The 19,803-nt window shown below is 63.7% G+C and carries 18 protein-coding genes; 10 read left to right on the forward strand and 8 right to left on the reverse strand.

Annotation, left to right across the window (positions count from 1 at the left end):
- Window positions 1-92: 92 nt before the first annotated feature.
- Window positions 93-533 carry a glyoxalase superfamily protein gene (locus JI749_RS13980; RefSeq protein ID WP_201655094.1) on the reverse strand — a complete coding sequence of 147 codons (441 nt, stop codon included), beginning with the start codon at window positions 531-533 and terminating at the stop codon, window positions 93-95.
- A gap of 319 nt (window positions 534-852) precedes the next feature.
- On the opposite strand from JI749_RS13980, the gene JI749_RS13985 reads away from it, so the two are divergent.
- On the forward strand, window positions 853-1,623 hold the full coding sequence (locus tag JI749_RS13985; RefSeq protein ID WP_201655097.1) for a sulfite exporter TauE/SafE family protein: 771 nt from the start codon (window positions 853-855) through the stop codon (window positions 1,621-1,623).
- On the opposite strand, the gene JI749_RS13990 is transcribed toward JI749_RS13985, so the two are convergent.
- Window positions 1,624-3,717 (reverse strand): molybdopterin-containing oxidoreductase family protein, encoded by a 2,094-nt coding sequence (locus JI749_RS13990; protein ID WP_201655100.1) that lies wholly within the window; start codon window positions 3,715-3,717, stop codon window positions 1,624-1,626.
- Between the two features lie 181 nt (window positions 3,718-3,898).
- Here JI749_RS13990 and JI749_RS13995 point away from each other — a divergent pair, with 181 nt between their 5' ends.
- Window positions 3,899-4,369: a hypothetical protein gene (locus tag JI749_RS13995; protein ID WP_201655103.1), complete on the forward strand. Its 471-nt coding sequence runs from the start codon at window positions 3,899-3,901 to the stop codon at window positions 4,367-4,369.
- An 84-nt stretch (window positions 4,370-4,453) separates the two neighbouring features.
- Here JI749_RS13995 and JI749_RS14000 read toward each other — a convergent pair whose 3' ends face one another.
- Both JI749_RS14000 and JI749_RS14005 read right to left on the reverse strand, forming a co-directional pair.
- Entirely contained in the window at window positions 4,454-5,080 is a 627-nt protein-coding gene (locus JI749_RS14000; protein WP_201655106.1) for a hypothetical protein, read from the reverse strand.
- Between the two features lie 295 nt (window positions 5,081-5,375).
- Window positions 5,376-6,944 carry an MDR family MFS transporter gene (locus JI749_RS14005; protein ID WP_201655109.1) on the reverse strand — a complete coding sequence of 523 codons (1,569 nt, stop codon included), beginning with the start codon at window positions 6,942-6,944 and terminating at the stop codon, window positions 5,376-5,378.
- Window positions 6,945-7,081: 137 nt separating this feature from the next.
- Between JI749_RS14005 and JI749_RS14010 the strand changes: the two genes are divergently transcribed.
- The 4 genes from JI749_RS14010 to JI749_RS14025 all read left to right on the forward strand — a co-directional run bounded on the left by JI749_RS14010 (window position 7,082) and on the right by JI749_RS14025 (window position 11,577).
- A complete protein-coding gene (locus tag JI749_RS14010; RefSeq protein WP_201655112.1) occupies window positions 7,082-7,696 on the forward strand; it encodes a MarR family winged helix-turn-helix transcriptional regulator in 615 nt (204 codons plus the stop codon).
- Window positions 7,697-7,748: 52 nt separating this feature from the next.
- Window positions 7,749-8,948, forward strand: a complete 1,200-nt coding sequence (locus JI749_RS14015) for an MFS transporter (protein ID WP_201655115.1) — start codon at window positions 7,749-7,751, stop codon at window positions 8,946-8,948.
- 101 nt (window positions 8,949-9,049) lie between these two features.
- Window positions 9,050-9,688: a YqiJ family protein gene (locus JI749_RS14020; protein WP_201655118.1), complete on the forward strand. Its 639-nt coding sequence runs from the start codon at window positions 9,050-9,052 to the stop codon at window positions 9,686-9,688.
- A 155-nt stretch (window positions 9,689-9,843) separates the two neighbouring features.
- Complete coding sequence (locus tag JI749_RS14025) at window positions 9,844-11,577, forward strand: flotillin family protein (RefSeq protein ID WP_201655121.1); 1,734 nt, start codon at window positions 9,844-9,846, stop codon at window positions 11,575-11,577.
- On the opposite strand, the gene JI749_RS14030 is transcribed toward JI749_RS14025, so the two are convergent.
- From JI749_RS14030 to JI749_RS14045, 4 genes are all read right to left on the reverse strand, one after another.
- On the reverse strand, window positions 11,561-12,370 hold the full coding sequence (locus JI749_RS14030) for a hypothetical protein (RefSeq protein ID WP_201655124.1): 810 nt from the start codon (window positions 12,368-12,370) through the stop codon (window positions 11,561-11,563). The two genes, JI749_RS14025 and JI749_RS14030, sit on opposite strands and share 17 nt — an antisense overlap.
- An 8-nt stretch (window positions 12,371-12,378) precedes the next feature.
- The gene (locus JI749_RS14035; RefSeq protein WP_201655127.1) at window positions 12,379-14,325 is read right to left on the reverse strand and encodes a DEAD/DEAH box helicase; all 1,947 of its coding nucleotides are present in this window, start codon (window positions 14,323-14,325) and stop codon (window positions 12,379-12,381) included.
- A gap of 203 nt (window positions 14,326-14,528) precedes the next feature.
- The gene (ndk, locus tag JI749_RS14040) at window positions 14,529-14,951 is read right to left on the reverse strand and encodes a nucleoside-diphosphate kinase (protein WP_201655129.1); all 423 of its coding nucleotides are present in this window, start codon (window positions 14,949-14,951) and stop codon (window positions 14,529-14,531) included.
- Window positions 14,952-15,078: 127 nt separating this feature from the next.
- Window positions 15,079-15,435 (reverse strand): hypothetical protein, encoded by a 357-nt coding sequence (locus JI749_RS14045; RefSeq protein WP_201655132.1) that lies wholly within the window; start codon window positions 15,433-15,435, stop codon window positions 15,079-15,081.
- A 151-nt stretch (window positions 15,436-15,586) separates the two neighbouring features.
- On the opposite strand from JI749_RS14045, the gene blaOXA reads away from it, so the two are divergent.
- The 4 genes from blaOXA (at window position 15,587) to JI749_RS14065 (ending at window position 19,793) form a co-directional block, all read left to right on the forward strand.
- Window positions 15,587-16,378 (forward strand): class D beta-lactamase, encoded by a 792-nt coding sequence (gene blaOXA / locus JI749_RS14050; RefSeq protein WP_201655135.1) that lies wholly within the window; start codon window positions 15,587-15,589, stop codon window positions 16,376-16,378.
- Window positions 16,379-16,520: 142 nt separating this feature from the next.
- The gene (locus tag JI749_RS14055; RefSeq protein ID WP_201655138.1) at window positions 16,521-18,383 is read left to right on the forward strand and encodes an ABC-F family ATP-binding cassette domain-containing protein; all 1,863 of its coding nucleotides are present in this window, start codon (window positions 16,521-16,523) and stop codon (window positions 18,381-18,383) included.
- Window positions 18,380-18,811 (forward strand): cupin domain-containing protein, encoded by a 432-nt coding sequence (locus JI749_RS14060; protein WP_201655141.1) that lies wholly within the window; start codon window positions 18,380-18,382, stop codon window positions 18,809-18,811. The genes JI749_RS14055 and JI749_RS14060 overlap by 4 nt, the downstream gene beginning before the upstream one ends.
- A 121-nt stretch (window positions 18,812-18,932) precedes the next feature.
- Window positions 18,933-19,793, forward strand: a complete 861-nt coding sequence (locus JI749_RS14065) for a DUF4344 domain-containing metallopeptidase (protein ID WP_201655144.1) — start codon at window positions 18,933-18,935, stop codon at window positions 19,791-19,793.
- Window positions 19,794-19,803: the final 10 nt, after the last annotated feature.

Here is a 19,803-nt window from a genome sequence, read left to right on the forward strand (position 1 = left end):
GGTGGGTGGGACACGACTTATATCGGCGCTTTACGATGGAGGGCAAGGCAACTAATTGGTGCCCTGCCCTCCCTGGCCAAGCCGCGCCACACTTATGCCCGCTGCAGGACCATCTGCGGATTGCCGTTGCCGCGCAGGGCGGAGGAGAAGCCGTGGATGTCCACAGTCGAGACGACGCGGTGCCGGTAGGCAGCGAACATCAGGTTGGGCGTGACATTGACCGGCGTATGGAACACGACGGTGACCGTATAGTGCGCCATATCGCTCAGAAGCTGAACGCCGATGAGCATGCCGGTAAAGGGCTGATCGAGGTAGAGGCCCTTGACGCGCTGGCCCACCTGGAAAGGCACGGCCACGCGTTCCGGCAGGGCGGCCCTAGCGGTGTTCCAATCACGGTAGCCATGGGCGCGTGCCACCTGTTCTAGGGCGGCGCCGTGGGACAGTGTCTCGCCGAGGGCAGCGCGTTGCTGTCGCAGCGCCTTGGCCTCGGATTTCAGGGTCTGGGCGGATGGGGTGTCGAGCGAAAACGACATGATAGGTCTCTCATTGCAATGAGGCGACTGTTCCATGGGAGCCCGCATTGCCATGATGCGCCTAGCAAGGAAGAACCGGTGGTTCGTTTGCTCGGAGACTGGACTTCACCATCGGAATTGCTTCCGGCGAGCGGCAGGTGCCAGCGACCTGGCGGGCGATATGCGCGCCGCGCCCGGCTTTGTCAACGGCATGGCCGGCATGCGATCAATCGCCGTGATGGTCCGATGAGAGAAAAACGTTAGGCGACGCGGCCGGTGCGGGCTATGGCCTGATGGATTTCGGCTTCGCCGGGACGACACTGCGGTTGGGGAATTCACGATGTTGGAAACGCTGTTCCTGTTGATTGCCGGCCTGCTTGGGGGCGCCGTCAATTCGCTGGCAGGTGGCGGGTCGTTCATCGTCTTTCCGGCGCTGCTGTTTGTCGGCGTGCCCCCCGTCGTCGCCAATGCATCCAACACCTATGCCGCCCTACCGGGCTACGCCAGCGGCGCCTTCGGCTATTGGCACGCCATGGCAAAATACAAGGATCGCCTGGTGCTCTACGGCATCATGGCGGCCGTCTTTGGCTATGTCGGCGCCGAACTGCTGCTGGTTGTCAGCGACGAGCTGTTTTCCCTCGTCGTGCCATGGCTCATGGCTTTTGCCGTGCTGTTGTTCATCTTCGGCAACCAGCTCAACAGCTTCGTCGCGGCACGCAGCGGCGGCGGACGCGGCATGAAGCTGGCAGGCACCGTTCTGCTGATGGCGTTTCTGGCTGGCGTCTGCGTCTATGGCGGCTTCTTCAATGCCGGGTTGGGCATCCTCCTACTGGCCTTTCTCGCCACCGCGGGGATGAGCGACATTCACGCCATGAACGGGCTCAAGCTCTATGTGTCGAGCATCGTGGCGCTGGTGGCCGTGGCGCGCTTTGCGCTCAGCGGGTCGATCGACTGGTATCACGGCTCGATCGCACTGGCGGGGGTGGTGGTCGGCGGCTACCTGGCCGCCCGCAATGCGCACCGCATACCCACGCCCTGGATAAGGACGGCCGTCATTGTCTATGGCGTGGTGATGACGGGGTATTTCTTCTGGGGCGCCTACGTGGCCTAGCTAGTCGGCCCGCCGAATCCACACCGCGGCATCATGGAAAGCTGCGCCGCCGAAAGGAGGCGCCGGGGTGGCGTTGGTGAGCGTATTGATGCCCCTGCCGCCTCTGTGTGCCTTGTTCTGGTGCAGGCCCTCGGCGATGAGGACCCCCGTGGGCAGGCCGGAGCGGATGCGCGCCGTGAGGTCCACGCTGCCCCGTCGATTGCCGACGCTCACGAACTGGCCGTCCTGGATGCCCAGGCGGGCCGCGTCGTCAGGATGGATGAAGACCGAAGGGACGCCCTCGCGCTTCTGGCTGCCGGGTGTCTCGTTGAAGCTCGAATTGAGGAAGGCTCGGGCCGGGCTGGTGGCGAGGCGGAAGGGATGCTCGGCATCGGTGGCTTCGGTGATGGCCCAATGATCGGCGAAGCGCGGCATGTCCGCAGGGTCGCAAGTCCAGATGTAACCCTTCTTGTCGGCGACATCCTGCCAATTGGGCGCGAAGCGAAAGCGCTTGTCAGGCCAGGCAAAACCCTCGGCAAAGCGGGCCACGGCGTCGGGGCGTTCGCGATCGACGAAGCCTGTCTTCTCCACGTTTTCGAGGGGTGGATAACCGGAGCGACGGAAGGTCTCCGCAACGACATCACGGTCGATGGTCTTGAACGTGTTGTCGTCGAGCCCGAGGCGCAAGGCCAGGGCGTTGATCACCTCGTGGTTTGAGCGGGTCTCTCCAGGACGGTCGATAACGGCGGGACCATAGAGCACCCGGACGTGGCCGCCGCGGGTATAATAGTCATTGTGCTCGAGAAACATGGTGGCCGGCAGGACGATATCGGCGAAGTCGGCCGTCTCGGTCATGAACTGCTCGTGCACAACCAGGAACAGGTCGTCCCGCGCCAGTCCCCGGTGGGTCAGCGTCTGGTCGGGGGCGACCGAGGCCGGATTGGTATTCTGCACAATCATGGCCTTGACCGGACCGCCACCCTTAAGCGCCCTGGCGTCGCCAGTCAGGATCGGGCCGATTTCGGACATGTCGAGCCAACGCGGCTCGCCTTTTTGCAGCGCAGCGCCCGTGATGGCGGACTTGTCGAGCTGCCAGGTGCCCGAATTGGAATGGAGCGCGCCGCCGCCGCGGTGCTGCCAGGCGCCGGTCATGGCCGGAATACACATGGCGGCATGCATGGCGGTGGCGCCGTTGCGCTGGCGGGTGAAGCCATAGCCCATGCGGAAATAGGATCGCGGCGTGGTGCCGACCAGATGGGCGAATGCCGTGATCTGTTCGACGGTCAGGCCGGTGATGTCGGCGGCCCATTGCGGCGTACGCGCGGCGAGGTGGGCTTCGAAGTCGGGCCCGAAGTCGGTGTATTTTGCCATATAGGCGCGGTCGGCGAGGTTGTCCCGCAGCAGTACATGCATGACGGCAACGGCAAGCGCGCCATCGGTCCCGGGGCGGACCACCAGGCCCAGATCGGCCTGGGCCATGGTGGCGGTCTCGTAGATGTCGATGACGACAACCTTGGCGCCGCGCTCCTTCTTGGCGCGCATGGCGTGGGTCATGACGTTGACCTGCGTATGCACAGCGTTGGTGCCCCAGATCACCACGCAATCGCTCTCGGCCATCTGTTCGGGATTGACCCCGCCCAGCATGCCGGTGCCGGCGATGTAACCGGGCCAGGATGTGCCCGTGCAGATGGTATCGTATTGACGCGAATAGCCCTTGGCGGCGCGCAGGCGGTCGATGCCGTCGCGATGCACATGGCCCATGGTGCCGGCATAGTAGTAGGGCCAGATGGCTTCGGCGCCGTGTTCGGCCTCAACCTGGCTGAACCGCGCAGCGATTTCGTCGAGCGCCTCGTCCCAGCTGATGCGTTCGAACTGGCCGCTGCCCTTGGGGCCGGTGCGGCGCAAGGGATGCATAAGGCGGTGTGGGTGATGCACCCGTTCGGCGTAGCGGGCGACCTTCTCGCAGATCACGCTGGCGGTATAGGGATCGTCCTTGGCGCCGCGCACGCGACCGATGGTACTGCCGTCGATGATGTCGACGTCCAGCGCGCAGGCGGAGGGACAATCGTGCGGGCAGACCGAACGGGCAGTGCGGATGACGACGGGCTGGTTCATGGGCCCAAGGTAACGAACCGCGGGCTCGGGCTCAATTGAATTGGGTTGATGGTGGCCATCAGCCCAATGAATGCCGGGCTTGGTTCCCTAGCCGAGATCTTAACGACGTTTAAGATCTCGTTATGGTAAACCAATCGTAAAGATGTAGATTGCTTGCGTCATTGCTTTGAGGGGAATGTCGATGTCCGATCTCAATGTTCAGCTCGCGCGCGCGGTCAAAACCAGCGCCATTTACGATCTTGTCACCTGCCTGCCGCTGGCCCTGCCCGGTGTCGCCAGTGTCTATCTCATGGTCCTCGATACGGTTAACGGTGCCGTTGGACTTGGCGGCCAGGTGGGCGAACTTTCGCCGCTGGCGATGATGTTCATCAATTTCCTGGGCTCGCTGATCTCGATCTGGGCGGTCTTGCGCCTGATCAATCCCAGCTGGGCCAACGGGCTGACCGACGTAGCGGTCCGTACGTTATTCTCGATCGCCATGCTCAATGCCATTTTCCACGGCGTCCCAGGCTTGGTGGCCGTGCTCTGGGTCTGCGAGCTTGGCCTGCTGCTGGTTCAGGCCTATCTGGTGCACCGGGTGTGGCGGGCCGAACATGCCGCCGTGCGCCCGACCTCGGCGGCCACATTCCCGAGCCACGCACCGGCGGAATGATCGACTCAAGCGTCAAAACCGCCAAAATGCAAAGGGTCCCGGGATATCGTCCCGGGACCCTTTTTTCTTAACTGCAACCGCCGCCTAGAGCGTGGCAAAGGCCTTGGTCGAGGTTTCTGCGTTGCGGCGGGCGCGGTTGGTGGCATGGATGGCCAGTTGGGCTGCGCCGGAATGGAACTGCGAGAAGGTAACGCGCTGGGCGTCGTGGGTGGCGATCGTCACACCGCGCCAATTGGGACGGACGGCGCGGACGTCGGACCAGGCGATCTTGGTTTCACGACCCAGGGCACTGCGGTGTTCGAGGAGGGTGTTGTTCCAGCGCACGCGCGTGAACAGGCCGCCCAGCCCGATCGCGAGGGCCCCTGCCCCCAACATGACCGAGGCGATGAAGGTGGCGATCATCTGCGCCGCTTCCACATGCTTGGTGCCGCCGATGACGATGATGGCGCTCATCAAAACGACGGCGAGCGCGGCCGCACCATAGCAGGCGAAATATTCGACCATCGACGGCCGCAGCTCGGACCAGCCATCCACACTCACGGCTTCCTCGCTCTGCACCAGGCGGAGGGCCAGAAAGGCGGCGTAGCCGAACGCTACCACGCCGGCTGCGCGGGCCAGCGGCAGGCCGGCGGTGAAGGGAATGTATTTCAGCACGATCAGCGAAACGATCACGAATAGTGGCACAGCCACTTCCTGCCAGCGCAAGGGCACTATCTGCTCTCCAACAATTCTGGGGGCCGGCGACGCTAGATCGGCATATACAAGCGGAATCTACCAAGCTTGTCTGATTTGACCATTAACAATTTTGGGAGTGCACCGCCTTCAAGTGGAACCTCAGCATTTTTGCAACAGGTACCGCGGGTTGAGATTTTGATTCAAACGCTTCGCGTGGCGATTCAAGGCGATGGCGGCGCGATTCAGATGACCGTTCCAAGTAACTGGTACGCCACGGCAATTGGACAGCATGGAGCCTTCCGGGCCACTGGAGTGGCCCGGAACGCCAGGATCAGCTCGGGGCGCCAACTGCCGCGGCAGTGGCATTTTCCTCTGCGGCGAGCTCGGCCTCCGGCTCCTTGCGCAGCGTCGTCGCCAATGGGATCTCGCGGAGCAACAGCGATAGACCGAAGGCGATGATCGCGGCTCCTGCAGCGGTGAGGAACACCGGATGCAGTGCGGCAGCGAAGCCATCGAGCACCTGGGCGCGCACCGTTTCGGGCAGCGCCTGGATAGCCTGCGCGTTGAATGAACCGCCACCGGATGGCGCCGCGTCGCCAAGCTGGCTGGCCAGGCCGGTCGAGAAGATCGCGCCAAAGACCGAGACGCCGATCGAACCTCCGATCTGGCGGAACAGCGTCGTGCCGGCGGTGGCGACACCGACCAGCGCGCGCGGCACCGCGTTCTGCGTGGCGGTGACACTGACGCTGTTGACCGGGCCAATGCCGATGCCGACGATGAACATGTAGAGCGCGATCTGCCAGTCTGGCGTGTCGAGCTGCATGATGCCGAGCAACAGCAGGCCGACGAACAGGATCGCGGTAGCGAGGACCGGGAGGACGCGGTAGCGCCCGGTCCTGCTCATGACGAAACCCGACAGCGTGGAAGCGCCGATCAGGCCGACCATCATAGGCAACAGCTGGAAGGCTGAATTGGTGGGCGACACGCCCTTGGCGATTTGCAGGTACATGGGCAGGAAGGTGATCGAGCCGAACATCGCCATGCCGACCAGGAAGCCCACGGCATTGGTGACCAGGAAGGTGTTGTTGGCGAACAGTTGCAGCGGCAGTACCGGCTCGGCGGCCCGGGTTTCGACCCAGATGAAGGCCCCGAGGGCAGCGACGGACAGGGCCACGAGGCCCAGGATCTGTGCCGACAGCCATGGGAAGGTATTGCCACCCAGGCTGGTGGCCAGCACGAAGGCCGACAGGGCCGTCGTGAGCAGGGCAAAGCCCATATAGTCGACCTTGTGGGCGACGCGGGTGGCCCTTGGCTTGAGCGCAAAGCCAATGACGGCAAGCGCCAGCACGCCCAGCGGCAGGTTGATGATGAAAATCCAGTGCCAGCTCAGGTGCTCGACGATGAAACCACCCAGCAACGGCCCCACCACCGTGGCGACACCAAAGACGGCGCCGAAAATGCCCTGGATCTTGCCGCGCTGGCGCGGGGGAATGACGTCGGCCACCACAGTCATGGCCACGACCATGAGGCCGCCGCCGCCCAGCCCTTGAACGATGCGGGCGAAGATAAGGAAGTTCATGGAATTGGCGAAGGCAGACAGTCCTGCCCCAGCAAGGAAGATGACAATGGCCGCCTGCAGAACGATCTTGCGACCGTAGAGATCGCCGAGCTTGCCATAGATGGGCGCCACGACGGTGGAACTGAGGAGGTAGGCAATGACCACCCAGGTCAGGTGGTCCAGGCCACCCAATTCACTGACGATGGTCGGAAGCGCGGTGGAAACGATGGTCTGGCCAAGCGAGGCCAGAAGCAGCGTCACCGCCACCGCGCCGATGATGAGCCCCACCGACTGGGCCTGTGGCTCGCCAGTGCTGGCAGCGGATTGTGCAGGGTGCGACATTGGTTGATCCTTTGAACAAGGGGAGCAGGGAGTCGCGCCCACTTGCGGCATGAATTATTGCGGCATATATCTGCCCACAGCAATTGCATGTCAATGGCACGCAATTGCTGTGAGCATGCGAAAATATGAGAACTGCCATGAACCGGCCGGGAAACATCGACATCAACACCCTGCTCCGCAAGGCGGGGATTGCGGAAGAAACGGCCGACGCCGTGATCGGCATAGATGCTCTGCTGCAGAACTGGCGACGGCGGGCGATGAAGCGCGAACTGGGGCACCGTGCGCTGGTCGACCTCAAGATCGGCATCGACCTGGCGCAATATGACGTACTGGTCGCCATCGAGGCGCCGGTGGGCGAGTTTGGCGAAACCCTCGGTACCGAGACCATGGTGGCCACAGTGGCGGAGCGGCTGAACATCGACCCATCGCGCGCCAGCCGCGTGGTCAGCGAAATGGTCGAGTTAGGCTATGCAAGACGGGCGGTCAGCCAGGCTGACGCAAGGCGAACGATTATCGAGCTGACCGATGCCGGGCGAACGATCGTCGAGGCAGTGCGCGCCTACAAGTTCCTGATCATGGGCGATTTCCTCAGCAGCTGGACTGCCGAAGACCTGGCGGTCTTCATGCCGCTGCTGCGCAAGTTCGGGCATTGGTCGGAAAACAGCGAACAGGCAGCGGACAAATTCGCGGACGATATTGCGCTGCTGGCGCAACAGATTGCTGCCGGTCGCAAGCAGGCCGAGCCCGTCTGACTGGACCGACTCGCCGTCGCTCCATAAGCATGCTGGCCCTTGGGAGGGGATCATGGGCCAGTCGACACGGATGCCGGTCACGGCAATGCTTGGCGCGAGCGTTTTCTGCTCGGGCGTCACCTTTGCGGCGACCATGCCATATGGCGCAATTGTCGGCATTGAGACGCTCGGCCTCAGCAACGAACATTACGCAGCGATGGTGTCGATCAGTTCGCTGGTGGGCGCGCTGGTCACCATGTTCATCGGCTACGCCTCGGATCGCCTTCCCGACCGCCGCATCCTGGTGCTTATGGCGGCGGTTGCCGGCGCGACAGGCATGGGGCTGGTCTATTTCGGCCGGTCCCAAATGGCCTTCATCGTGGCGATCACGGTGATCTGGCCGTTCGGCTTTGCCATGTTCTCGCAGAACTTCGCCTATGTGCGGGTCTACTACAATGCGCGCGCGCCGGAGCGGGCCCACTTCATGATCACTGCGCTGCGCACCGTCTTCTCGGTGGCGTGGGTCATCGTGCCACCGCTGGCTGGCTATATCGCCGCGCTATATTCGGTCTTCGACGTGTTCCTGCTGTCGGCCCTGGCCTATCTGGCCTGTGGCGTGATTTTTGCCGCGATGATGACAGATCCCGCTACCCGGATCGCTGCCGCGCCCATCGCCGCCCGGGACGCGACAGGCATGCGCGGCTTTTTGCCGACGCCCATTATTGCGGGGCTGGTGGGTATCCTGATCATCAACATCGCGATGCGGCTGGTGGGGCTCGCCATGCCGCTATCGATCGTGACGCGGCTGGGTGGCACCGTAGGCGATGTCGGCATATATGCCGGCATCGCGGCGGCACTCGAAATTCCGTTCATGCTGATGTGGGGTTACCTCGGGCGCTGGCTGACGCGCGAGGCCATCATCATCGGCAATGGTCTGCTGCTCGGCGTCTATATCCTGCTGGTGTCGCAGGCCCGCTCGGTCATGGATGTGTTCCTGCTGCAGGCCATCAACGGCATTGCCGCCGCGGCCTTGCTGTCGGTGACCATCAGCTACATGCAGGACGCGATCAAAGGCCGCGTAGGCCTGTCCACCTCCCTGATGGATGTGGTTGGGATCAGCGCGACACTGGCGGGTGCCGCAGTTTTTGGCGTGTTGAGTGCGGGCGGCGACTATCAGCTGCTGCTGGTGGCGGCCGCCGGCTTTGCCGTTGTCGGCGGACTGGTGATGCTGGCCGGGAATACCAGACAGCTGCGGATGGCCCCCGCCGATTAACAGGCACTTAACTTGACCGGGACCGGCTGAGCCACAATATTGTGATTGACAGTCCGCAACCCGGACAACCAGGCCCAATCGACCAGCGGGAGGCTAGCCGAATGGACGTGTTTGCTAGCGAGACCGCGCCTTTCGCAGTGGCCATCGGGGTGACGCTTGCCATTGCGGCTATCGAGTTGCTGGGACTGCTGCTGGGTACGCAACCGTCGGCCATGGTCGACAGCGCCCTGCCCGATCTCGATACCGATATTCCCGATGTCGAACTCGGGCCGCTCAGCCAATCGTTGAGCTGGCTGAGCTTCGGCAGGCTGCCGGCACTTGTCGTGCTCATTCTCCTCACTGCCAGTTTCGGACTATGCGGCTTTGCCCTGCAGGAGGCGCTGCGGCAGGTGTTGGGCTTCGCACTCGATCCCTGGCTTGCCAGTATTCCGGCGGCGATCGGCGCGGTGTTCGTCACCCGTCATGTCGGTCTCGCCATCGCGCGCATCATGCCCAAGGAAGAGACCGAGGCGGTCAGCACCAAAGCCTTTGTCGGCCGGGTGGCTACGGTTTTTCGCGGGGTTGCCGGACCCGGTGCGCCCGCCGAGGCCAAGCTGACCGACATTCACGGAAAGACGCATTACCTGCTGATCGAGCCGGAGGACGGTGAGACCGTGATGCCCGAGGGCTCCGAAGTCGTCATCATTCGCCAGCAAGGCTCGGTCTACCGCGCCATCAGCAAACTGAAGCCGGCCAACTGATGCCGCAGACGTTCCGGGCGCCAGCAGCAGTTGAAACGGGGCCGCCGCCCGTGGCGACACCACCGCCCGCAGTAGCCGACCCGCCTGCCGTATCGCCGACCACGACGACCACCGCCCAACCAACGCCGCCAACCCCGATCCAGGAGTTCAGCCCCGTGTCCCAGTCCCTCTACGATATCCTGATCATGATCGCCGTAATCCTGGTGGCGCTGTTCGCCATCGGCATGGTGTTTTCGCGCCTCTATCAGCGTTCCAGCAAGGAAGTCAGCTTCGTGCGCACCGGCTTCGGCGGGCAGAAGGTGATCATGAATGGTGGTGCGCTGGTGTTCCCGGTGCTGCATGAGCAGATCCCGGTCAACATGAACACGCTGCGGCTCGAAGTGCGCCGCGCCGCCGACCAGGCCCTGATCACCAAGGACCGCATGCGCGTGGACGTACAGGCCGAATTCTATGTGCGGGTGCAGCCCGTAGTGGAATCGATCGCCAATGCCGCGCAGACGCTTGGCCGGCGCACCATGGAGCCGGGCGCCCTCAAGGAGCTGGTGGAAGGCAAGTTCGTGGACGCGCTGCGCGCCGTGGCAGCCGAAATGGCGATGGAAGAACTGCACGAACAGCGCGTGAGCTTCGTGCAGAAGGTGCAGGCGGCGGTATCGGAAGACATTCTCAAGAACGGGCTTGAGCTGGAATCGGTGTCGCTGACCGGCCTGGACCAGACAAACCGCGAATTCTTCAACCCGGATAATGCGTTCGACGCGGAAGGTCTCACCAAGCTGACGCAGGCGATCGAAGAACGCCGCAAGACGCGCAACGATATCGAGCAGGAAACGCAGGTCCTCATCGAGCGCAAGAATCTTGAGGCAGAAGCGCAGAAATACCAGATCGCCCGCGACAAGGAATTTGCCCGTCTCGAGCAGGAGCGCGAGATCCAGGTGCGCATGGCCGAGCAGTCGGCGCTGATCAAGCAGCAGCAATCGGAGCGCGAGCGCGAAGCAGAGCAAGCGCGCATCCTGGCGGCGCAGATGGTGCGCGAATCCGACATCGCCTCCAACCAGGTGGTGCAGGAACGCGAGATCGCCACGGCCCTGGCGGTGGAGGCGGCCGCGGTGGAGAAGGCCAAGCAGATCGCCCTCGCCGAGCAGGCGCGCGACATCGCCGTCGCAGTCAAGAGCAAGGAGAAGTCGGTTGCCGATGCGGCGGCCGACGAGGCGCGTGCCGTGGCGGCCAAGGCAGCCGAAGAAGTCACGACATCGCGCCAGACTGCGGTGGCCGAGCGCGAAAAGGCCATCCAGCTGATCGAAGCCCGCAAGGCGGCCGAGCAGCAGGCCATTTCGGTGACCGTGGCGGCCGAGGCCGAGAAGGCGGCGGCGGCCGACCGGGCCGAAGCGCTGCGGATCGCCGCCAATGCGGATGCGGAAAGGGCGCGATTGACCGCCAAGGGTGCGGCCGACGCTGAAAAGCTCAAGGCCGAGGCAGCCGCGGCGACCTACAAGGTGGAAGCCGAGGGCAAGCGGACGATCAACGAGGCCAGCAATACGCTGAGCCCCGAGCAGATCGCCATGCAGGTGCGGGTCAAGCTGATCGAGGCGCTACCGCAGATCATCGCCGAAAGCGTCAAGCCGATGCAGAATATCGACGGCATCAAGATCCTGCATGTCGATGGGCTCAACGGCTCAAGCCAGGCCGGCGGCGAAGGCGCCGGCTTGGGCAATGGCGGTGGGCTGGCCGACCAGGCTGTTGCTGCCGCCCTGCGCTATCGCAGCCAGGCGCCGCTGATCGATGCCTTGATGAGCGAGCTCGGCCTCAGCGGCGGCACCCTGGACGGTCTTGCGGCATCCGTCACCGGGACATCGGTGGCCAAGCCCGAGATCGACATCAAGGGGAAGAAATAGCGATCCCTTCGCGAGCGCAAAGTTCGGCCATGGCACTGCCCGCGGGCGGGAGTGGCATGCCCGCCCTGCCCCGGTTGGTGAGCTGGCTGCGCCAGAGGTGGATGGCCATTGTGTCCGGACCAATGGCGGCATCGACGCTGGAGCCGGGCTGCATCAGCGTCGGTATGCCCTCATAGGGAATAGGATAGAGCGCCGAACTGGGCAGGACATGTCCGGCAAGGCCGCGCTGCTGTACAAAGTAAGTCAGGGCCATGGGCCCCGTGGCGCCATATTGCATGTGCTCGGGTGCGACCGGATCGCCGAAGAGCCGGCGCACGCCCACTTCGAGGCGTCGGAAGATCGGCAGGTGTGGCTCGAGCAGCGGCCTTGGACCGGGACTGAAGATACCCAAGAGGTCATCCAGTAGCGGGGCTTCGGCGGGAATGTGCAGCACGGCGCCATTGATCGAGCCGGGCCGTTCATAAGCCATCAGGTAGTCCGGCGGGCCGGCGATGGGGCGGACGCAATAGACGTCGAGATCGGCATAGACCCCGCGACGCTGGCGCAGGCCGGTCATGCGGAACAAATCCGAAAACACGCCGGGCGTACCGCGCCCCTTGTAGAACACGAGCCGCTCGCGTGGCAGCACTTCGACGGCGTCGCGGGCGGTCGCTTCAGCCGGCAGACCGGGTATCGCGTCGTAGGAATAGACCTCGACGCGATGACCCTGCCGGGTGAACGAGGCAATGGACAATGCCTCGAGCCAGCTCATCGGCCCATGCCAGAAACTGAAGATCGTCGGCAGGCTGGTCATCTGGGCAATCAGATCTGGGGCTTGCGCTTGGACTTGTGGTCCTTCCTGGCAGGCTTCTCCTTCTTCGCAAAGGGGACGCCGTCAGCCGGTTTGCCAGACCATTTGGGCTTGCCCTTATTCTTGTTCGGCGGTGCCTTGCTCACCTTGGACGGACGCGGCTTGTCGGCGTCCGCTGTAGTCGGGGTCCAACCGCCGGTCGCAGGTGCCGCCTCCAGGTCGTCGGGCCGCAAGCCAGCCGAACCGTAACGCCGCTTGCGGTCTTCGCGCTCAGGTCGCGGAGCGTTGGGGTCGTAGCGCTCGATCGGGCCAGGTGGACGCCGCTGGCCCGGCGGCGGGCCGGAGCGGCGTTCGCCGGGGCCGTCGACCGGGGCGATGGTGACGCCGCGTTCGCCAGAGCCGTTCTTCTCGATCGACTTGGCAAAGGCATCGGCCTTGGGCGCCGCGACCTCGAAGATGGATTCGGTGTCGAAGATGCGGATCGAGCCGATGGCGGTCTTGGTCACATTCCCAGCCTTGCACAGCATGGGCAGCAGCCAGCGAGGCTCGGCCTTGTGCTTGCGACCGACCGATACCTTGAACCAGGTGCCGCCCTCGAAGCGCTCACGCGTGCGCGGATCCTTGTCGCCCGGCTTGTCGAAGACCGGCGCGTCGCTGACGTCTTCGGGCGCCGGACGTGCGGCCAGTTGCTGGCGCAAATAGGCCGCGGCGATGGCCTCAACCGAATGGCGCGCGATGAGCTGGGCGACGAACTCGGCTTCCTCCTCGGCGAGAGGCTTGCTCAGCATCTCGTTGCTGAGGATGCTTTCGCGGTAGCGAGCCTCGATCTCCTCGGCCGAGGGCGGCGGCATCATCGAAACGTCGAGCTTGGCGACCTTGAGGACGCGCTGGGCGACGTTGCGGCGGTGCATCGGCGAGATGATGACGCAGGTACCCTTGCGACCCGCCCGGCCCGTGCGGCCCGAGCGATGCAGCAGCGTATCGGGATTGGTCGGCAGGTCGGCGTGGATGACGAGGTCGAGATTGGGCAGATCGATGCCGCGGGCGGCGACGTCGGTGGCGACGCAGATGCGGGCCCGGCCATCGCGCATGGATTGCAGGGCATTGGTCCGCTCGGCCTGGCTGAGTTCACCCGACAGGGTGACGACATCAAAGCCGCGATTGTGCAGGCGCGACGACAGGTGCTTCACGCCCTCGCGGGTCGAGGCGAAGACGATGGTGTTGACCGCCTCGAAATAGAGCAGCGTATTGATGATGGCGTTTTCGCGTTCGGCCGCCGGCACCAGCATCAGCTTGTAATCGATGTCAGCATGCTGCTCGTTGGCGCTGGTGGCAGCGACGCGCAGTGCATCGCGCTGGAAGGTCTTGGCCAGTTGCGCGATCGGCTTTGGCACCGTGGCCGAGAACAGCAGCGTGCGGCGATCTTCCGGCGCGGCGTCGAGGATGAATTCAAGGTCTTCCCGGAAGCCCAGGTCGAGCATTTCGTCGGCTTCGTCGAGCACGACGGCGCGGAGCGCGGACATGTCGAGGGCGCCGCGGGTGATGTGGTCGCGCAGGCGGCCGGGGGTGCCGACGACGATATGGGCGCCGCGTTCAAGGGCACGGCGCTCGGTGCGCGCATCCATGCCGCCGACGCAGGAGGCCGTCTTGGCGCCGGCCTCGGCATAGAGCCAATCGAGTTCGCGCTGCACCTGGAGGGCCAGCTCACGCGTCGGCGCGATGACCAGCGCCATGGGGGCGCCCAGCGTATCGAAGCGATCGAGGTCGCCCAGCAGGGTCGGCGCGATGGCCATGCCGAAGGCGACCGTCTTGCCGGAGCCGGTCTGAGCGGAGACGAGCAGGTCGCGACCTGCGGTCTCGTCTTCGATGATCGCTGCCTGGACGGGCGTCAGGGTTTCGTAGCCCTTGGCGGCGAGTGCGCGGGCGAGTGGCGGGAGGATGGTTTCAGGCAGGGACATTGTTCAGACTTTCTATGCGCCGCCAATCATTGGCGCATGCCACGAAGTCATTCCCGCGAAAGCGGGAACCTCCGTTTTCTTTGATGCGTCGATAAACAGGGGTACCCGCTTTCGCGGGAATGACCCGGTGGGTGCTGTTGTAGCACAAACAAAGCAAAAGGCCGCCCGGCGGGCGGCCTCTCAATTCAGCTGCGCCTCTGCGCTTAGCCGACGAGCTCGTCGTCGTTGAAGAAGAACTTGATTTCGGAGGCAGCGGTCTCGGGGGCGTCCGAGCCGTGGACCGAGTTTTCGCCGATCGAAAGGGCGAATTCCTTGCGGATCGTGCCCTCGGCAGCGTTGGCCGGGTTGGTCGCGCCCATGACTTCGCGGTTCTTGAGGATGGCGCCCTCGCCTTCCAGGACCTGCACAACGACGGGCGACGCGATCATCTGCTCGACCAGTTCACCGAAGAAGGGGCGATCCTTGTGCACGCCGTAGAAGCCTTCGGCCTGGGCACGCGTCATGTGGATCTTCTTGAGGGCGATCGGGCGGAGACCGGCTTCCTCGAACTTGGCGATGATCTTGCCGATGAGGTTGCGACGGACGGCATCGGGCTTGATGATGGAGAAGGTGCGTTCGAGCGCCATTGGGTCGATCCTTGAATGGGTCTGTTGGAAAGGTGGCGCCTTGTAGCGGCGAACTGCGACGGAGACAAGACGGCGCGCACCGCGACAAGGCGGCGCGCGCCGAACGTGGTTTCAGCAATAGGGAGGGTTATTGCGGCGTCAGCGTTTCGGTGCCGGTACCGTCCTGGCCGGCGACAGTCCAGATACCCTCCATGGAGCCGTCTTCCATGATTTCATAGACCAGCAGGCCAACGGCGTCGCCAAGCACATAGCCGGCGGAGAACGCATTGCCGTTGCGCATGCAGATGCCCGAAGAGGTGGTCGAGCCGGTCGTCCACTCGATGGCGCAGGTCGTTTCGCTGAGCAGCGTGATTTCGGCAGTGCCGGTGTAGGGCGAGCCGTTGATATTGGTGCCTTCGACAGCATAGCTGCCACCCACATCCTGGGCAGCGGCAAAGCCGCATGATGCCAGCGCGAACAGGCCGGCGAGAACAAGATGACGCATTTCTGTTTCTCCCTCATGCGGACCACATGGTCCACGATGCCATGTTGCCACGCCGCAAGGCCGCTTGCCATCGGGCCTGGTCCAGCGGCTCCACATTTTCGACATGTCGGCTTGGCTAGTGCGGGGGGGTCAATTCCTGGGACCTCGCACCATGTTCGACCGCCTGCGCATCGCCACCGTCCTGGCGCTGATCACCATGCCGGCCCTGTCTGCCGAACCGGTCGCCTGCACGGTAATCCTGGATGGACGCAGCGGCGACGTGTTGCTGAGGGAAGGCACCTGCGACCAACGCTTCGCGCCGTTCTCCACCTTCAAGCTGCCCCTAGCCGTGATGGGTTATGACGCCGGCATCCTGGTGGACGACGTGACCCCACGCTGGGAATGGCATGCTGGGCTGACCGCACCGGAGCGCGACCACAAGCCCGTCGACCCGACAATCTGGGAGCGGGATTCGGTGCTGTGGTACTCGCGAGAGCTTACGCGCCTGATGGGCGCGGATGCCTTCGCGCGGTATGTGGCAGAGCTCGACTACGGAAACGGCGACGTTTCCGGCGCGCCCGGCAAGCAGAATGGGCTGACCAATGCCTGGCTGGGGACATCGCTCGCCATTTCGCCCGACGAACAAGTCGCTTTCGTACGCCGGTTGCTACGTGGCGCCCTGCCCGTCGATGGGCAGGCACAGGCATGGGCTGCATCGATCCTGCCGGATTTCACGGCGGGAGATTGGATGGTCAGCGGCAAGACCGGCAGCGGGTGGGTTTCCGACGCCAATGGTGATTTCTATCGTGACCGGCCGCTGGGTTGGTTCGTCGGCTGGGCGCAGCGGGGCGACAGTGTCGTCGTCTTCGCGCGGCTGCGGGTGGATGCACAGCGCAGCGCGGAAAATCTCGGGCCCGTGGTGCGCGAGAGCCTGCTAGCCGATCTTCCGGCGCTCCTTCCCTAGGCCGGCATCGCCACGATCGGCGATGCCGGTTGCCATAAGGGTCGCTTAACTCTATCCAACGCCGAACACTTTGTCGCAGGCCCGCTGCCACGGTTTTGTCCGTTCCAGCCGCAAGCCTGCCAATCTCATAGATTGCCTGACCATGCTTGCTATCACCAACCTCACCTATCGCATCCAGGGCCGCGAATTGTTCGAAGACGCTTCGGTGGTGTTGCCGACGGGGTCAAAGACCGGCTTTGTCGGCAAGAACGGCACGGGCAAGACGACTTTGTTCCACCTGATCCAGGGTCATCTGGGCGCCGATTCAGGCTCGATCGAACTCAACAAAAAAGCGCGGATCGGCGCGGTGGCGCAGGAAGCCCCGGCCGGCAACGAGAGCGTGCTCGATGTGGTGCTGGCCGCCGACAAGGAGCGTACGGCCCTGCTGGCAGAAGCCGAAACCGCCACCGACCCCCACCGGATCAGCGACATCTATACGCGACTGGCCGATATCGACGCCTATTCCGCCGAAGCCCGCGCTTCGTCGATCCTCAAAGGCCTCGGTTTCGAGCAGGATCGGCAGCTGGCGCCGACCCACGAGCTATCAGGCGGCTGGCGCATGCGCGTGGCGCTCGCCGGCGTGCTGTTCAGCCAGCCGGACCTCCTGCTGCTGGACGAGCCGACCAACTACCTCGACCTCGAAGGCACGCTGTGGCTGGAAAAGTACCTGGCTACCTATCCCTACACCGTCTTCATGATCAGCCACGATCGCGATCTGCTCAACAAGGCTGTCAATTCGATCATCCATCTCGAGCACCGCAAGCTGACCTTCTACAAGGGCAATTACGACACGTTCGAGACCACCCGCCGCATGCAGATGGAGCTCAACAACAAGAGCCGCGATAAATCGCTGGAACAGATCGCGCATCTGCAGAAGTTCGTCGATCGCTTCAAGGCCAAGGCGACCAAGGCCAAGCAGGCGCAGTCGCGCATGAAGATGATCGAGAAGCTTAAGCCGCCGGCGGCCATGTTCGACGAGTATGCGGCGCCGTTCAAGTTCCAGCCGCCCAAGGACGAGCCCCCTACTCCGATGATCACCCTGGAAAAGGTGGCGGCGGGCTATGGCGACAAGGCGATTCTGCGCAACGTCACGATGCGCATCGATCCCGATGACCGCATCGCCCTGGTCGGCGTCAATGGCAACGGCAAGTCAACCTTTGCCAAGCTCTTGGCCGGGGACATCCCGGTGATGGACGGCACCCTACGCAAGGGCAAGAAGCTCGAGATCGCCCACTTCGCGCAGCACCAGATGGACAAGCTGCAGCCCGAATGGACGCCGCTGGAGCACATGGTTGACCTGATGCCGCTGGACAATGAAGCCCGGCGCCGCAGCCGGCTGGCTCAGATGGGGCTGACCACCAGCCGCATGGACACCAAGGCCAAGAATCTCAGCGGCGGCGAGCGTGCTCGGCTGCTGATGGGCATCATCACCTTTGGCGGGCCGGGCATGATGATCCTGGACGAACCGACCAACCATCTCGATATCGACAGTCGCGACGCCCTTGTGCATGCCCTCAACGACTATGATGGCGCGGTGCTGATCATCAGCCACGACCGCCACCTGATCGAAGCGACCTGCGACACGCTCTGGATCGCCGAAGGCGGCACGATCCGCGAGCTCGATGAGGATCTCGATACCTATCAGCGCAACATCACCTCGACCAAGGAAGGCAAAGGCAACGCCAAGGGCGAGCAAAAATCCAGCAAGCAGGAAGCAATCAGCAAGCGTGCTGAGGTCGCGCCGCTCAGGAAGTCCGTTAAGGAAACAGAAACCAAGATCGCCCGTTTGCGGGTGGAAATAGACAAAATCGACGCCCAACTCGCCGATCCCAAGGTCTATAACGGCGCTCCCGAGCGGGTCATCGCGCTTGGCAAGGACAAGGCGCGTTTCGCGGCCGACCTTGAGAGTTCAGAAGAACAATGGCTGGCCTTGAGTGCCGAGCTGGAGGATGCTGAGCGCGCATGAGAAAACTCGCCGCCAAGGATGTGATCTTTACCCTCGGGATGCAGCGGCACCCCGAAGGCGGCTGGTATGCGCGGACCTTCGAGGACACCGACAAGACGGACGGCCGGGCCTGTTCCACGGCGATCTACTACCTGCTTGAGGCCGGCGACAGTTCGCGGTGGCACCGGGTCGACGCGGTGGAGGTGTGGCACTACTATGCCGGTGCCCCGCTGCGGCTGCGCATCTCGGATGGCAACACCGTGGAAGAGCACATGCTTGGCGCGGAACTCGACGCCGGCGAACGCCCGCAGGTCGTGGTGCCCACCAAGGCGTGGCAATCGGCAGTAAGCACGGGGGAATGGACGCTGGTTGGATGCACGGTTGCTCCCGGCTTTGAATTCTCGGGCTTTGAACTGGCTGAAGAAGGGTGGTCGCCGGGCGGCGCTTAGCTCCGAGGGAAGGTGCCGCGAGTGTTCTGGTGGCGAGACACTAACCCTTGCCATCGCGCCCCGTTGACAGTGACGCGCCGTTGCCATTTGCTGGCATGATCAAAGTCCCTGAAAGTGCGCCATGCGTCGTCCTGGTTCCAAGCTGGTTGCTGCCCTGCTGCTCTGCCTGCTGTGGATTCCCGGTCTCGCCCAGGCGCAGGACCTGACCAAGGCACAACGCGCCGAAATCCGTCGCTTTGCCGCCAACAACAGCCTGTTCGTGCTCTACCACGAAGTGGCGCATCTGCTGTTCCATCAGTTGGACCTGCCCATTCTGGGCCGCGAAGAAGATGCGGCCGACAACATGGCCACCTGGACCCTGCTCAACAAGCGGACGCCGGAGACCGACCGTGTGCTGGCCGATGCGGCACAAGGCTGGATCCTGAGCGGCATCGCCTATGACAGCGGTGGCGACGAGAGTGACTATGCGGCCAATCACAGCCTCGACAAGCAGCGGGCCTACCAGATCGTATGCCTGATGGTGGGGATGGACGAGGACGCGTTTCGACCCATTGCCAACGAATATCGCATGGAGCGCGACCGCCAGGACGCCTGCTATTTCGACTATGACACGGTCGACCGTTCCCTGCGCGGCCTGCTCGGTGGTCGTGGGCACAAGAATGGCGGGACAGAGGTGGTGGTGACCTATCACGATGCCGGGGGCCAGCTTGAGGCCGCCGCCGCGGCCTTCCGCTCGAGCGGCGTCTTCGACAAGGTCGCCGACGAATTGCGCAGCAATTACAGCCTGCGTGAGCCGGTGCAGTTCAATGCCAAGCGGTGCGGCGAGGCCAATGCCTTCTATGATCCCGAAACGATCGAGGTCATCTTCTGCTATGAGCTGATGGCCGACTATATGGAGCTCTACCAGGACAGCATGCCCGACGAGGTGGCTCCGGTGCCCCGCCAGACCGGCGTCGGCAAGGAAAAGACGTCCAAGTTCTAGTTGCGGCCTG

Source organism: Devosia oryziradicis (genome assembly GCF_016698645.1).
GTDB lineage: Bacteria > Pseudomonadota > Alphaproteobacteria > Rhizobiales > Devosiaceae > Devosia > Devosia oryziradicis.

What these genes read in the sequence shown, in the direction of transcription:
- ndk (WP_201655129.1), bottom strand. Translation starts at nt 14,951, where the DNA reads ATGGCGCTCGAACGCACCTTCTCCATCATCAAGCCCGATGCCGTCCGT.
- JI749_RS13985 (WP_201655097.1), top strand. Translation starts at nt 853, where the DNA reads ATGTTGGAAACGCTGTTCCTGTTGATTGCCGGCCTGCTTGGGGGCGCC.
- JI749_RS14030 (WP_201655124.1), bottom strand. Translation starts at nt 12,370, where the DNA reads ATGACCAGCCTGCCGACGATCTTCAGTTTCTGGCATGGGCCGATGAGC.
- JI749_RS13980 (WP_201655094.1), bottom strand. Translation starts at nt 533, where the DNA reads ATGTCGTTTTCGCTCGACACCCCATCCGCCCAGACCCTGAAATCCGAG.
- JI749_RS14020 (WP_201655118.1), top strand. Translation starts at nt 9,050, where the DNA reads ATGGACGTGTTTGCTAGCGAGACCGCGCCTTTCGCAGTGGCCATCGGG.
- JI749_RS14005 (WP_201655109.1), bottom strand. Translation starts at nt 6,944, where the DNA reads ATGTCGCACCCTGCACAATCCGCTGCCAGCACTGGCGAGCCACAGGCC.
- JI749_RS14010 (WP_201655112.1), top strand. Translation starts at nt 7,082, where the DNA reads ATGAACCGGCCGGGAAACATCGACATCAACACCCTGCTCCGCAAGGCG.
- JI749_RS14055 (WP_201655138.1), top strand. Translation starts at nt 16,521, where the DNA reads ATGCTTGCTATCACCAACCTCACCTATCGCATCCAGGGCCGCGAATTG.
- JI749_RS14060 (WP_201655141.1), top strand. Translation starts at nt 18,380, where the DNA reads ATGAGAAAACTCGCCGCCAAGGATGTGATCTTTACCCTCGGGATGCAG.
- JI749_RS14015 (WP_201655115.1), top strand. Translation starts at nt 7,749, where the DNA reads ATGGGCCAGTCGACACGGATGCCGGTCACGGCAATGCTTGGCGCGAGC.
- JI749_RS13990 (WP_201655100.1), bottom strand. Translation starts at nt 3,717, where the DNA reads ATGAACCAGCCCGTCGTCATCCGCACTGCCCGTTCGGTCTGCCCGCAC.
- JI749_RS14035 (WP_201655127.1), bottom strand. Translation starts at nt 14,325, where the DNA reads ATGTCCCTGCCTGAAACCATCCTCCCGCCACTCGCCCGCGCACTCGCC.
- JI749_RS13995 (WP_201655103.1), top strand. Translation starts at nt 3,899, where the DNA reads ATGTCCGATCTCAATGTTCAGCTCGCGCGCGCGGTCAAAACCAGCGCC.
- blaOXA (WP_201655135.1), top strand. Translation starts at nt 15,587, where the DNA reads ATGTTCGACCGCCTGCGCATCGCCACCGTCCTGGCGCTGATCACCATG.
- JI749_RS14045 (WP_201655132.1), bottom strand. Translation starts at nt 15,435, where the DNA reads ATGCGTCATCTTGTTCTCGCCGGCCTGTTCGCGCTGGCATCATGCGGC.
- JI749_RS14065 (WP_201655144.1), top strand. Translation starts at nt 18,933, where the DNA reads ATGCGTCGTCCTGGTTCCAAGCTGGTTGCTGCCCTGCTGCTCTGCCTG.